The organism is Sporosarcina sp. USHLN248 (assembly GCF_037144575.1).
GTDB classification, from domain to species: domain Bacteria; phylum Bacillota; class Bacilli; order Bacillales_A; family Planococcaceae; genus Sporosarcina; species Sporosarcina contaminans.
Genome location: NZ_JBBCZC010000002.1, coordinates 29821 through 42863 on the forward strand (window position 1 = coordinate 29821; position 13043 = coordinate 42863).

Genomic DNA, 13043 nt, shown 5'->3' on the forward strand with positions numbered 1-13043 from the left:
TTATAGGAGGATTAAAGATGACGTTAACGACAAAAACGGCTACAGAACTTCAAAAGCTTTTACATAATCGGGAAGTGTCTGTCAAAGAAGTAACTGAGGATGCATTGAAGCAAGTTGCAAAATTAGACGGACAAGTGCAAGCATTTCTTACAGTGACAGAAGAAGCTGCACTTTCAAAGGCGGAGCAGTTAGATAATGCGCCGATGGAAAACCGCGGTCCACTTTTCGGGCTACCGATCGGGATTAAAGACAATATCGTCACAAAAGGAGTAACGACCACATGTGCAAGCAAAATGCTCGAAAACTTCGTTCCAGTTTACGACGCGACTGTCGTTGAAAAGATCAATGATGCGGGCATGATCTCAATCGGCAAATTGAATATGGACGAGTTTGCAATGGGATCGACAACAGAGCGTTCTGCTTTCAAAACAACACGCAATCCATGGAATTTGGAAACAGTTCCGGGTGGATCATCCGGCGGCTCGGCTGCTGCAGTTGCAGCTGGAGAAATTCCATTTGCATTAGGCACGGATACTGGCGGCTCTGTACGCCAACCAGCAGCGTTTTGCGGTATCGTCGGGATGAAGCCAACCTACGGCAGAGTTTCTCGTCACGGTCTTGTCGCATTCGCTTCTTCTTTAGACCAAATCGGTCCGCTGACTCGCACTGTAGAAGATAATGCATTGCTATTGCAGGCGATTGCAGGTATTGATCGCCACGACTCTTCTTCTTCCGACAAAGCTGTCGAAAATTATAGCGCGGGATTAACGGGTGACCTAAAAGGCATGAAAATTGCCGTTCCAAAGGAATACCTTGGTGAAGGCGTTGCAGAAGACGTGAAAGCCGCAGTGCGCAAAGCATTGAATGTTATGGAATCTCTTGGCGCAACATGGGAAGAAGTGACGTTGCCGCATTCAAAATACGCATCACCGACATATTATGCGATCGCAACTGCAGAAGCATCTTCGAACCTTGCTAGGTTCGATGGTATCCGCTATGGCTATCGCCCTGAAGGTGTCACGAATTTAGATGAAATCTATACACGCTCCCGTGCGGAAGGTTTCGGTGAAGAAGTGAAAAAGCGTATTCTTTACGGTACGTATGCATTGAGCGCGGATCATCATGAAGATTTGTATGTAAAAGCACAAAAAGTGCGAGCTTTGATTGCACAAGATTTCGCAACATTGTTTGACAAATATGATTTGATTGTTGGACCAACAAGCGCAACGACTGCTTATAAAATCGGCGGTGTAGTTCACGATCCGATTACGCTTTACGCGAATGATCTCCTAACTGTGCCGGTAAACTTAGCGGGTATTCCAGCTCTTTCTGTTCCTTGCGGCTTTGCAGACGGATTGCCGATTGGCCTTCAATTTATTGGCAATCATTTTGACGAAATGACAATTTATAAAGCAGCACATGCATACGAACAGGCGACAGATTTCCATAAACAAACTCCATCTATCGGGGAGGGGAATGAATAATGAATTTCGAAACAATTGTCGGGTTGGAAGTGCACGTTGAACTGAAAACCGATACAAAAATTTTCTCATCTGCACCAGCCCATTTCGGTGCAGAACCGAATATGAACATCAATATTACAGACTTAGCTTATCCGGGGACATTGCCTACGCTGAACAAAAGGGCAATTGACTTTGGAATGAAGGCTTCTATGGCGCTTAATTGCGATATCGCTCCAGTAATGAATTTTGACCGGAAGCATTATTTTTACCCGGATAACCCAAAAGCGTACCAAATTTCTCAAGATGAACGTCCAGTCGGTTCAAATGGCTGGATTGAAATCGAGGTGGAAGGCAAGAAGAAGAAAATCCGAATTGAACGCGTCCATCTTGAAGAAGATGCAGGAAAGCTGACACACTCTGAAAATGGATATTCGCTTGTCGATTTGAATAGACAAGGAACACCACTTATCGAGATTGTTACAGAGGCGGATATCCGCTCTCCTGAAGAAGCGTACGCATTTCTTGAAAAACTGAAAGCGATCATCCAATACACAGGCGTTTCGGATGTCCGAATGGAAGAAGGGTCCCTTCGCTGTGATGCGAATATTTCATTGCGTCCGTATGGCCAAAAGGAATTTGGAACAAAAACGGAACTGAAAAACTTAAACTCCTTTAACTTCGTGCGTAGAGGGATTGCGAATGAAGTGGAGCGCCAAGAGAAAATTCTATTGGCTGGCGGTACGATTCAGCAAGAAACACGAAGATACGATGAAGCGACTGGACAAACAGTCCTTATGCGTGTAAAAGGAAGTGCGAATGACTATCGTTTCATTAACGATCCTGACTTGCCTGAGATCCATATTGACCAAGCTTGGATGGACCGAGTCCGCGCTGAAATTCCTGAACTGCCGGATGCTCGTAAAGAGCGATACGTGTCTGAATTAGGATTGCCTGAATACGATGCGCATGTTTTAACATTGACGAAAGAAATGTCCGATTTCTTTGATGCGACTGTCCAAGCAGGCGCAGATGCTAAATTGGCATCCAACTATTTGATGGGTGAAGTATCTGCATATTTGAATGCAGCGCAAAAGGAATTGCATGAAACAGCATTGACGCCGGAAGGTCTTGCAGGCATGATTAAGCTCATTTCCGATGGCACAATCTCTTCGAAAATCGCAAAGAAGGTGTTTAAAGAATTGGCCGAAAATGGCGGAGATGCAGCCGAAATCGTTAAAGCGAAAGGTCTTGTCCAAATTTCCGATGAAGGTACATTGCGCAAAATCATTACGGAAATATTAGATGCAAACGAGCAATCGATTGAAGATTATAAGAACGGTAAGGACCGTGCTGTCGGTTTCCTTGTTGGTCAAGTAATGAAAGCGACGAAAGGACAAGCGAACCCTCCGTTAGTGAATAAATTACTTCTTGAAGAAATTAACAAACGATAAAGAGTTGCGTCCTATGCGTGAGGAATTGGTCCGCATAGGGCGTTTTATGATGGATTTTCTGCTTGAATCCACTTATTTGATTCGCTGGATCATTAGATTTACACTTAAGAAAAAGGAGTGTGAGTGGGCATGAAGACAGAAAAAGAGTACTTTGAAAGTGGAATTGCCTTATCGGATTATATGGAGCGGATGGAGAAGCATAAAGACAACAGCTTTGGCATTTACGAAAAGTTTGAAGTACCGCAAGACGATGAATTTATTACAATGTTAAAAGACAAGAAGCCAAATGTCCTCATTATTACAGAAGATTGGTGCGGAGACGCAATGATGAACAATGCAATCTTACGCCGAATCGCAGAAGCCGCCGATTTGGATGTCAAAGCTGTTTATCGCGATGAAGATACGGATTTAATTGATCGTTATTTAACGAATGGCGGCAGATCCATCCCGATTTATTTGCTGCTTGATACGAATGGAGAAGTCATTGCAAAATGGGGCCCACGTGCGGCTTCTATCCAAGAAGACGTTTTGGAAAGAAGAAAGCAATTGCCGGCGAAGGACGATGCCAACTATGAAGAAGCGCATAAAAAATTCATTGATGATTTAATGACTGAATATACAACAACACCTGAACTATGGCTCACTGTGTATGAAGATATTCGAAAAACGTTCATGCCTGCACTGCAAGAAATATCTTGATAGAGCTGCAAGCAACTTATAGAGTGGCATTAACGTCCTATTGCCGGACAGAACATGAATCATGCAGCAGAATTAGTATGAATTGAGAGGGACGTAGGATGAAGCGTGCACGCATAATTTACAATCCAACAGCAGGACGAGAAGTATTTAAAAAGCATATAGCTGAAGTCCTCGAGAAATTAGAACAAGCGGGGTATGAAACATCCGCTCACGCGACAACCGGTGAAGGAGATGCAGTGGAAGCTGCAAAACAAGCGGTTGAAAGAGGATTTGATATAGTCATTGCTTCCGGAGGGGATGGTACGCTGAACGAAGTCGTATCCGGTGTCTCCGAATTTGAAAATCGTCCGAAGTTAGGATTGATACCTACTGGAACGACAAATGATTTTGCCCGTGCTTTACGCATTCCACGAGATATAGATGAAGCTTTAGATATTATCATTAAAGGCGATACAATTCCAGTCGATGTCGGCAAGATGAATGATCGTTACTTCATTAACATCGCTGGCGGAGGTAGAATGACCGAGCTGACGTATGAAGTGCCAAGTAGATTGAAAACCCTATTAGGGCAATTAGCATATTATTTAAAAGGAATTGAAATGCTGCCTTCCATCCATTCAAGTGATGTGCGCATTGAATACGATGACGAAGTGTTTGAAGGGGAAGCGATGCTCTTCTTAGTCGGGTTGACGAATTCGGTCGGAGGACTGGAAAAGCTTGCACCCAATTCAAGCATTAATGATGGCAAATTTTCATTATTCATCTTGAAGAAGTGCAATATCGCTGAGTTCATAAGAATCGTTTCACTGGCAATCCGCGGAGAGCATTTAGATGACCCACTTCTTATAGCTACACAGGCTGAAAAAGTGAAGGTCACGTCATCGGAAGAAGTTTTGCTCAACTTGGATGGTGAATATGGTGGGGTACTTCCAGCTACTTTCACAAATCTTTATCGCCATATTGAAATGTTTGCCCCGATCGATCAACTGCGCGAGCAGGATCGGATCGAATAATGATGAAAGCTGCACGGCTCACAACGCCATGCAGCTTTTATATTTAAGTAATAAATTCAATCGCCTCATCCTGTTCAGCGGCAAGCTCAGGCAATTGGTCGACCGGCAGCCATTTTCAGTGGAAAATAAGTCCATCGTCTTTTCCGGTACTATGCACTTCGTTATCCCATTCCTCGATGCCCTCTCCAGTAAATGACAGATGAAAAATGTTTCGTTCGTGTATGACATCTTCCCGATTTTCGGGAAAATAGTTCCTCTTATTCACTTTCCCTTTTAGCTCAAGCTGTTCGCGATGCAAGCCTGTTTCTTCTTCGATTTCTCGATAGAGCGCATCGATGAGCAATTCATCTTCCTCAATCGTTCCACCAGGCACTTGCAATCCCGCTTCCGGATGATCCTTCTGTTCGAACACAAGGATTTTACGGTCATCATTTTCCCCTTTTGTAATGTAAGCCAATACTTTTCGTTTAATTTCCATTGTGTCCACCTCACTTTAATTAATCTATTATACGCAAGATTCATATATTTCTCAAGTGGCTGTTTACGTTGAAAAACTTTCACATGTTTTTGATTTACCCATTGTTATTCCTCTCTGAATTAGGGAAAAGATATATACAGACTTAAAAGGTGGGGTGCTTATGTATAAAAAACAGGAGAAGCGTCTAATCTATCTGTCATTTATCGTGGCCGGCATTATGCTCCTGTCCATATTAGGGCGAATTTTTGGTAGTTAAAGGAGGAACATTAGATGGGGAATGAAGATGCGGTTTTTTATTCGCGCGTGTTAACAGAACTGACATTATCCTTCCATATTATTTACGCGACAATCGGTGTCGGTGTTCCGCTAATGATTATGATTGCGCAATGGGTAGGCATTAAGAAAGATGACGAGCATTATATATTGCTTGCACGTCGTTGGGCGCGTGGTTTTGTAATAACAGTTGCGGTAGGTGTCGTAACGGGTACGGCTATTGGTTTACAGCTGTCATTATTATGGCCGAATTTCATGGAATTGGCGGGGAATGTCATCGCACTTCCGCTCTTCATGGAAACGTTCGCATTCTTTTTCGAAGCAATATTCTTAGGGATTTATTTATATACATGGGACCGGTTTGAAAATCAAAAGAAGCATTTGCTGCTATTAGTGCCGGTCGCTATCGGCGCTTCATTTTCCGCAGTATTCATTACGATTGTGAATGCTTTCATGAATGCACCGCGTGGTTTTGATCTTGTAAACGGAGAATTGGTCAACATCAATCCGATCATTGCGATGTTCAATCCAGCGATGCCGACAAAAGTTGCGCATGTCGTTATAACGGCATACATGACCTCAGCTTTCATATTGGCGGCAATTGCGGCTTTCCGCCTTTTAAAAGGATCCAACCATATATACCATAAAAAGGCACTTCATTTAACGATGAAGCTTGGGTTGGTATTTGCGATAGCATCCGCAATCATCGGTGACTTTTCAGGTAAATACTTAGCGGAATACCAGCCGGAAAAGTTGGCGGCAGCCGAATGGCATTTTGAAACGAAGGAAGGCGCTGAGCTTTTGTTGTTAGGTGTTTTAAAGGACGGCGAGCCGAAATATGCGATTAAGGTGCCGTTCGGATTATCTATTTTGGCTCATAATAATCCGAAAGCAGAAGTGATCGGCTTAGATCAATTTCCGGTTGATGAACAGCCGCCATTGTATATTCATTACCTATTCAACATTATGGTATTCATCGGCATGTGGATGGTATTATTGGCCGCTTGGTATTTAATCGGCATGAGGAGAGGCTGGAAGAACGTCCGGACGAATTGGTTTAGATGGTTGATCGTGTTAGGCGGACCACTTGTTGTGTTGGCAATTGAATCAGGATGGTGGCTTGCTGAAGTTGGTCGCCAGCCTTGGATTTTGAGGCATATTATGCGTGTTGATGAGGCGGCAACGACGAGTGGGCAAGTTGATCTAATGCTAATGTTGTTTGCGCTGCTTTATTTAATATTAGGTATCGGAAGCGTTGTTGTTCTTCGGAGAATGTTTAAACGGAATCCGGTGGAACGTGAATTGGAGGAACGTCACATGGAAAAGGGCGGTGATGTGCAATGAACCTTGAAATCATCGGAATTTCCGTTCTTTGGACATTTTTGTTTGGCTATATTCTTGTCGGCGCAATTGACTTCGGGGCAGGCTTTTTCAATGCCTATAGCCTGTTAACGGGAAAAGAACGCATCTTGACGAAGGTAATTCAACGTTACTTATCCCCAGTCTGGGAAGTGACGAATGTATTTTTAGTGTTTTTCTTCGTTGGCATTATCGGCTTCTTTCCGAAAACTGCATTTTATTATGGCACGACGCTATTAGTGCCGGTTAGTTTCGGAATCATACTATTGGCGATCCGTGGCTCATATTATGCTTTCGAAACGTATGGCGCAAGAAGACATAAAGGCTACTCTTTTATGTATGGGCTCGCAGGCTTGTTGATACCCGCTTCGTTATCAATCGTTCTGACGATATCAGAAGGTGGATTCATTGAAATGGTGGACGGTTTGCCGGTATTGGATTATTGGGAGCTATTTACAAGTCCGCTCACATGGTCGATCGTCGTCTTGAGCTTGTCCGCTACGCTTTATATATCGGCTGTTTTCTTAACATGGTATGCAAATAAAGCAGGGGATCGTGAAGCGACGGACTTGCTGCGCAAATACGCGCTTATTTGGTCATTGCCAACAATTATTACGGCGGGTGGCATCATTTTTGAGCTGCGTAACCATAATTACGAACATTACGCAAATATCCAAACGTTTTGGCCGATGTTTCTTATCTCCTTCATTCTGTTCATCGGAACGGTTTGGCTATTTTGGAGGCGGCGCCATTACGGCTGGGCGTTCGGTATGCTTGCCGGGCAGTTCGCCTTTGCATTCTTCGGCTATGGGGCATCGCATTATCCCTATTTGCTATACCCATATTTGACAATTTACGATAGTTTTACGAATCCCGCAATGGCCATCTCACTGATCGTCGCATTTATATTAGGGCTATGCTTGCTCATCCCTTCACTCATTTTGCTAATGAGGCTATTCCTGTTCAATAAAGCGTACGTCAAAGGAAAAAAGAATTTCCATGCTTAGCATAGGAGGAAAAGACATGTCCACTTTCATTATTTTCTATGCGCCTTTCATTATTTTGATTGCAGCGATTGTCATTGGCTTTATCGTTGCACCGATGGATAGGGCGGTTGGAAAGGAAGAACAAAACGACGGACGTCCTTAAAAGGGGCGTCCTTCTTTATGAATAAGGCGAAAAACATGATAAACTGTGTACATACGAAATTTGGAGGAAAAACTATGTCTTTTATTGTAAATCAACATGACCGCCTTACCGTTCAAGTGGAAGATATGACACATGACGGATCTGGTGTCGCTAAAGTCGAAGGGTATCCGCTATTCATCCCGGGAGCTTTAGTTGGCGAAGAAGTGGAAATTGAAGTCGGAAAAACATTGAAAAATTACGGGTTCGCCCGTCTATTGAATATAAAGAAACGTTCAGAGGACCGAGTTGAGCCCCCATGCCATGTGTTTTGGGAATGCGGAGGCTGTCAGCTCCAACATTTATCATACGAAGGTCAATTGAAGCAAAAGAGGAAGACAGTGCGTGACGTCATTGACCGGATTGCGAAGCTTCCTGACGTGCCTGTCCATCCGGTAAAAGGGATGGAAGACCCTTGGCGCTACCGCAATAAATCGCAAATCCCTTTCAGTGAACAGAAAGGGAAAATTGTTTCCGGCTTTTATAAATCAAGGACGCATCATATTGTCGATACAGATGTATGCATTATCCAAAGCGAAGAAGCAGACGAACTCATGTCAACGCTGAAACACCATATGTTTGAATTGGGCTTATCCGCGTATGACGAGAAAACACATAAAGGGATGCTTCGCCATTTGATCGTCCGAAAAGGGCGGGCAACTGGGGAAGTGATGGTTGTACTTGTGACGACGAAAAAGAAGTTCCCACAAAAAGATGCGGTCATTGATATGATTAAAAAAGTCGTGCCCGAAGTGACATCGATTATGCAAAACATTAACAACGAAAAAACGAATGTCATTTTCGGCAATGAAACGATTAATCTATACGGAAAATCAGTCATCATTGACGAGATTGGAGACACAAAATTCGAAATTTCCGCTCGTTCCTTCTATCAGGTGAATCCGGTGCAAACCGAGGTACTTTACGGACAAGCACTGGACTATGCACAGCTAACCGGAAATGAAGCGGTTATTGACGCTTACTGCGGCATCGGCACAATTTCCCTCTTTTTAGCTCAAAATGCGAAGGAAGTGTACGGTGTCGAAATCGTACCACAAGCAATTGAAGACGCAAAACGCAACGCCGAACTGAACGGCATTTCAAATGCCCACTTCGAAGCAGGAGCGGCGGAGGACGTTATCCCACGTTGGTATGCGGAAGGAAAACGGTTTGACGTATTAGTCGTTGACCCACCTCGGAAAGGCTGCGACGAAAATCTGTTGCAAACGATTTTGAAATACAAACCGAAACGTGTTGTCTATGTATCGTGCAACCCGGGGACGTTAGCAAGGGATTTACGAATTTTGGAAGATGGCGGCTATCGGACGAAAGAAATTCAGCCGGTAGATATGTTTCCGCAGTCGAGTCATGTGGAGTGCGTGGCGTTGATAGAGTTGAAGTAGCTTGGAACCAATAGCTTTATTGGATTTTAGCTGAATAGTGAAGTGTGTTTTATGTTCCCTCGGACGAATGGTTCGGGGGATTTTTTAACTTCGGATTTTACTTTTACTTAAAGGAGCATTTGGGTAATGTGTGTAACTGCCTATTAGCTAATTGCCTTTCCCACTAATGATATGCAGTTGCGGGATATCAAATATTTATTAAAAATAGGGAATAGAATACTGAACAACTACCTTACCGTTTCAGTTGCAATTGATCTGGGTGTGGCAACCAACAGTATAATAAAACATAACTTCACAGGAAACTAAACATTCGATTCGTTTTACCTATTGATACTATAGGTAATTTGATATTGTTAACTTTCATGGCACCTTCTATAGTTTAAATTAAGTAGCAATGCTACAAAAAACGATGGGAGATGATGTGAAATGTCAAAAGCAATTTTTTATCACGCGGGTTGTCCAGTTTGTGTAGATGCGGAGCAAATGGTTCTTGATTATCTTGACAAATCAAAGATTACTGCAGAAGTGGTACATCTTGGCACTGACCAAAATCGTATTGAAGAAGCAGAAAAAGTTGGAGTAAAATCAGTGCCAGCATTGGTAATCGGTGAAAATGTATATCATATCAATTATGGTGCTAGTTTAGATGAAGTTAAAGGATAAATTTTAAAAGAGGGTGCTGTTAAGGCACCTTCTCTCTTTTCGTTGAGACACAAAAGGCAGAGTGACCCTGACATCGAACTCGTTGAAGTTGTACTGATAAAGTATTGAAGAGCATAAAGGATATTTCTGATAAAACCTTAGTTAATGTTTTCATCTTGAACTGTTTGAATCAATTGGTCTATAAATACGCGACTCGCAGCACATAAATGTTTGTTCTTTCGATAGGCAATACCAATCTGTGTGGTAATTACCGGATCTTTGATAGGAACCGTTTTAATATGAAGATGATCAATATAATTTAGGTAAGCTTTTGGTAGTATCGTAACACCGACGCCTTTGCTTACCATTTGAATGATCGATTCCATCGTCGTCATTTCGAGTACTGGTTTGGGTGTGAAATTTAGTGAGCGGCACTGTTCGTTAACAACTTGCCGTAGATAATAGGTTTCAGGTAATAAAATAGATGGTGTCTCTTTTAATATTTGAAGTGATGCCGACGGCTCTTTTGCAATGATGTGATCGATTGGTACAGCAAAAGCAAGTTCTTCTTTATAGAGCGGAATCGCTTTTAGGTCTTCATGTTTCAACGGTAAAAAAACGATACCAAAATCCAATTCATTTTGTAATAGTCCTTTGTAAATATCTCCAGTGCGTAATCCTTGTACGGATAGTTCTACATTGGGATAAGCATTATGAAACCCGATAACTGTTGGGGAAAGCAAATAATTAACAACGGAGAGTAGGGAGCCTATTTTAAGCGTGCCTCTCTCTAATCCTTGAAGCTCGCTAATTGCCGCGCGTGCCTGGGAAATTTCATGAAAAACATTGTAGCTATGATGGAGCAATGCTTTACCTGCATCAGTAAGTATATTTTTTTTGCCAACACGATCAAACAGTGGCATCCCTACTTCATGTTCTAACAAGCTAATTTGTTGACTAAGAGAAGGTTGGGCTATACCTAATTTCTCTGCTGCTCGCGTAAAATGCAGCTCTTGGCATAATACGATAAAGTACTCCAATTGTTTTAGTTCCATCGAATTGCCTCCCAAGTATTTATATGTTCTGATAGGTTTTAACTATCATTGTATTATAATTTATAATATATTTATAGTAGACGGAAAGTGGTTTAGAGTTTATGCATAACCCTTTCAAAAATTATGAGAAGCAGAAATAGAGATCCCAAACATCTTTTTAGTAGAACATTGTTTTCCAAAAAGTGTTCAAAATACTATTGAGATGTAAATAGTAAGGGGAAATAAGAAAGGGAGCAGTTCATATGTCTATGTTTAATGGGGTCTATCAAGTGAATGTCAGAGTAAGGGACATTCAAAAAGCTACAAAGTGGTATGTAGAGGTATTGGGCTTTTCCATTCATAAAGACTTCGGAGATACCGTCGTGCTCAGAACCGATCATGGTGGAGGTACGCCCCTTTGTCTTATTGCAATGCCAGAAGGGGAATTAAGTGATCGTAATGCCGAGAATGGATCGCATCAGGTAATTCAAATTTCTTCTGAAGGAGCCGAACTATGCCAAGAGTATTTGAAGGAGAAGGGTGCTTCTATTATAGATGGCAGCAAAGCACATTTTCGCTTTAAGGATCCGGAAGGAAACTTATTAGAGGCTTATTTACCTGGGTTATATGAAGACGAAAACTATGCTCACTTAAGATAAAATATATCCGTATTTTAAGACGTTCAATTTTATATAGAGCGTCTTTTTTAACGTATCTGTTCTAACCTATCTAAAATAAATGCGACTTCATTTGTTCTACAAATTTTGATCATCGTAATCGGTGCTACTTTATGTTTTTACAATAACGCTCCGAGTACTTATTTTGAGCACTTATCATAGCTTTTTTTGTTTTAAGGTTAATGTAAGGTTTATATAAAGATAGTGTAAGACCGGGTTACTATACTAATTACATCTTAGTAAGTAAAGGAGTAATTATAGTATGATCCCTTCCATTACACAAAAGGAAAGAGTCGTTTCCTTAGATATTATTCGTGGTTTTGCTTTATTTGGGATATTGTTAATTAATGTAGGGGCTTTTAAAATCCTTACTGATGGAGTGGTGATTCCAGAGTATATCGGGTTAAATCGGCTCGTTGAGATAATAATCGATATTCTTGTAGAGAAAAAGTTCTTTTCTATTTTTTCATTTCTATTTGGTGTAGGGTTTTATATTTTTGCATCTCGTGCTGAAAGCCGTGGTGATAAACCTCGATGGCGTTTTGCAAGGCGCTTATTAGCCCTTTTATTCATTGGCATTATACATCTTATCGTATTTTTGGGTTCCATTTTAGCGGTATATGCCATTGCCGGATTTTTCTTGATTCCTTTTTATCATGCAAAGCTGTCTACAATTACAAAGTGGCTTGGCGGAATGATTACGGTGCATATCTTATCGATAGTAGTAGTGATCTTTGCTCCAAATATGGGGATGATCACAAATGTATTTACCTTTCTTGGGAATGATCTCATTACGATCTTCATTATGTTTTTATCAGGATTTTTAGCGGCTAAAGCGGGTTGGATTCGAAAGATAAGTGAATTGACGACTCCAATCAAATGGATCCAAATCGTTACATTTCTATTGTTTATCGGCTTTTCCATTTGGATTTGGTTTGCAGCAACTGGTGACGATCCACGTCTTAATGAGGTAATTGCTTTAGGTACGATACCGACGACCTATTTGTACTTATCGAGCCTGTTTGTAATTTTAGAAAACAAATCCATTGCAAAACGTTTACAACCGATTGCAAATGTAGGGCAAATGGCTTTTACAAATTATTGGGCTCAAAGCTTCATTGGATTGTTTATCATCAATCTAATGGGCCTTGAAACTGTGTCGCCGATCAACATTGTTATCATAGCAATCATCATTTTTACGATTCAAATCATTTATAGTGCCATTTGGTTTAAATTCTTTAAGATGGGGCCACTTGAAAAAGTATGGCGATTTATGACGTATGGCAGGAACGGAAAAGCCTCCGTTAGATAGTAATTACCCTTAATGAATAAAGCAGGCAAAATGCGTAAATCAACGCATTTCGTC

13 protein-coding genes are annotated in these 13043 nt (G+C 41.6%); 11 read left to right on the forward strand and 2 right to left on the reverse strand.

All coding sequences use genetic code 11. The features are described 5' to 3' along the window. The first annotated feature begins 17 nt into the window (after positions 1 to 17). The 4 genes from gatA (at position 18) to WFH04_RS01150 (ending at position 4626) form a co-directional block, all read left to right on the forward strand. Entirely contained in the window at positions 18 to 1484 is a 1467-nt protein-coding gene (gatA, locus tag WFH04_RS01135) for an Asp-tRNA(Asn)/Glu-tRNA(Gln) amidotransferase subunit GatA (protein ID WP_336822210.1), read from the forward strand. Beyond that, the gene (gene gatB, locus WFH04_RS01140) at positions 1484 to 2914 is read left to right on the forward strand and encodes an Asp-tRNA(Asn)/Glu-tRNA(Gln) amidotransferase subunit GatB (RefSeq protein ID WP_336822211.1); all 1431 of its coding nucleotides are present in this window, start codon (positions 1484 to 1486) and stop codon (positions 2912 to 2914) included. The genes gatA and gatB overlap by 1 nt, the downstream gene beginning before the upstream one ends. Positions 2915 to 3043: 129 nt before the next feature. After that, positions 3044 to 3613 carry a thioredoxin family protein gene (locus WFH04_RS01145; protein ID WP_336822212.1) on the forward strand — a complete coding sequence of 190 codons (570 nt, stop codon included), beginning with the start codon at positions 3044 to 3046 and terminating at the stop codon, positions 3611 to 3613. Positions 3614 to 3711: 98 nt separating this feature from the next. Beyond that, the gene (locus tag WFH04_RS01150; RefSeq protein ID WP_336822213.1) at positions 3712 to 4626 is read left to right on the forward strand and encodes a diacylglycerol kinase; all 915 of its coding nucleotides are present in this window, start codon (positions 3712 to 3714) and stop codon (positions 4624 to 4626) included. Between the two features lie 115 nt (positions 4627 to 4741). Here the strand turns inward: WFH04_RS01150 and WFH04_RS01155 are convergent, their stop codons facing one another. Then, positions 4742 to 5104 carry an NUDIX hydrolase gene (locus WFH04_RS01155; protein ID WP_336822214.1) on the reverse strand — a complete coding sequence of 121 codons (363 nt, stop codon included), beginning with the start codon at positions 5102 to 5104 and terminating at the stop codon, positions 4742 to 4744. Positions 5105 to 5374: 270 nt separating this feature from the next. Between WFH04_RS01155 and WFH04_RS01160 the strand changes: the two genes are divergently transcribed. The 5 genes from WFH04_RS01160 (at position 5375) to WFH04_RS01180 (ending at position 9987) form a co-directional block, all read left to right on the forward strand. Beyond that, positions 5375 to 6721 carry a cytochrome ubiquinol oxidase subunit I gene (locus tag WFH04_RS01160; RefSeq protein ID WP_336822215.1) on the forward strand — a complete coding sequence of 449 codons (1347 nt, stop codon included), beginning with the start codon at positions 5375 to 5377 and terminating at the stop codon, positions 6719 to 6721. Then, on the forward strand, positions 6718 to 7743 hold the full coding sequence (locus WFH04_RS01165) for a cytochrome d ubiquinol oxidase subunit II (RefSeq protein ID WP_336822216.1): 1026 nt from the start codon (positions 6718 to 6720) through the stop codon (positions 7741 to 7743). The genes WFH04_RS01160 and WFH04_RS01165 overlap by 4 nt, the downstream gene beginning before the upstream one ends. Positions 7744 to 7759: 16 nt before the next feature. Further along, entirely contained in the window at positions 7760 to 7885 is a 126-nt protein-coding gene (gene cydS, locus WFH04_RS01170; protein WP_336822217.1) for a cytochrome bd oxidase small subunit CydS family protein, read from the forward strand. Positions 7886 to 7959: 74 nt separating this feature from the next. Next, positions 7960 to 9324 carry a 23S rRNA (uracil(1939)-C(5))-methyltransferase RlmD gene (gene rlmD, locus WFH04_RS01175; RefSeq protein WP_336822218.1) on the forward strand — a complete coding sequence of 455 codons (1365 nt, stop codon included), beginning with the start codon at positions 7960 to 7962 and terminating at the stop codon, positions 9322 to 9324. A gap of 426 nt (positions 9325 to 9750) precedes the next feature. Further along, positions 9751 to 9987 carry a glutaredoxin family protein gene (locus WFH04_RS01180; RefSeq protein ID WP_336822219.1) on the forward strand — a complete coding sequence of 79 codons (237 nt, stop codon included), beginning with the start codon at positions 9751 to 9753 and terminating at the stop codon, positions 9985 to 9987. A 137-nt stretch (positions 9988 to 10124) separates the two neighbouring features. On the opposite strand, the gene WFH04_RS01185 is transcribed toward WFH04_RS01180, so the two are convergent. Further along, positions 10125 to 11021: a LysR family transcriptional regulator gene (locus tag WFH04_RS01185; RefSeq protein WP_336822220.1), complete on the reverse strand. Its 897-nt coding sequence runs from the start codon at positions 11019 to 11021 to the stop codon at positions 10125 to 10127. A gap of 242 nt (positions 11022 to 11263) precedes the next feature. Between WFH04_RS01185 and WFH04_RS01190 the strand changes: the two genes are divergently transcribed. After that, entirely contained in the window at positions 11264 to 11659 is a 396-nt protein-coding gene (locus WFH04_RS01190; protein ID WP_336822221.1) for a VOC family protein, read from the forward strand. A gap of 280 nt (positions 11660 to 11939) precedes the next feature. Continuing rightward, positions 11940 to 12989 carry a DUF418 domain-containing protein gene (locus tag WFH04_RS01195; RefSeq protein ID WP_336822222.1) on the forward strand — a complete coding sequence of 350 codons (1050 nt, stop codon included), beginning with the start codon at positions 11940 to 11942 and terminating at the stop codon, positions 12987 to 12989. The last annotated feature ends 54 nt before the right edge of the window (positions 12990 to 13043 follow it).

What these genes read in the sequence shown, in the direction of transcription:
- WFH04_RS01145 (WP_336822212.1), top strand. Translation starts at nt 3,044, where the DNA reads ATGAAGACAGAAAAAGAGTACTTTGAAAGTGGAATTGCCTTATCGGAT.
- WFH04_RS01180 (WP_336822219.1), top strand. Translation starts at nt 9,751, where the DNA reads ATGTCAAAAGCAATTTTTTATCACGCGGGTTGTCCAGTTTGTGTAGAT.
- cydS (WP_336822217.1), top strand. Translation starts at nt 7,760, where the DNA reads ATGTCCACTTTCATTATTTTCTATGCGCCTTTCATTATTTTGATTGCA.
- WFH04_RS01190 (WP_336822221.1), top strand. Translation starts at nt 11,264, where the DNA reads ATGTCTATGTTTAATGGGGTCTATCAAGTGAATGTCAGAGTAAGGGAC.
- WFH04_RS01185 (WP_336822220.1), bottom strand. Translation starts at nt 11,021, where the DNA reads ATGGAACTAAAACAATTGGAGTACTTTATCGTATTATGCCAAGAGCTG.
- WFH04_RS01155 (WP_336822214.1), bottom strand. Translation starts at nt 5,104, where the DNA reads ATGGAAATTAAACGAAAAGTATTGGCTTACATTACAAAAGGGGAAAAT.
- WFH04_RS01160 (WP_336822215.1), top strand. Translation starts at nt 5,375, where the DNA reads ATGGGGAATGAAGATGCGGTTTTTTATTCGCGCGTGTTAACAGAACTG.
- WFH04_RS01195 (WP_336822222.1), top strand. Translation starts at nt 11,940, where the DNA reads ATGATCCCTTCCATTACACAAAAGGAAAGAGTCGTTTCCTTAGATATT.
- rlmD (WP_336822218.1), top strand. Translation starts at nt 7,960, where the DNA reads ATGTCTTTTATTGTAAATCAACATGACCGCCTTACCGTTCAAGTGGAA.
- gatB (WP_336822211.1), top strand. Translation starts at nt 1,484, where the DNA reads ATGAATTTCGAAACAATTGTCGGGTTGGAAGTGCACGTTGAACTGAAA.
- WFH04_RS01150 (WP_336822213.1), top strand. Translation starts at nt 3,712, where the DNA reads ATGAAGCGTGCACGCATAATTTACAATCCAACAGCAGGACGAGAAGTA.
- gatA (WP_336822210.1), top strand. Translation starts at nt 18, where the DNA reads ATGACGTTAACGACAAAAACGGCTACAGAACTTCAAAAGCTTTTACAT.
- WFH04_RS01165 (WP_336822216.1), top strand. Translation starts at nt 6,718, where the DNA reads ATGAACCTTGAAATCATCGGAATTTCCGTTCTTTGGACATTTTTGTTT.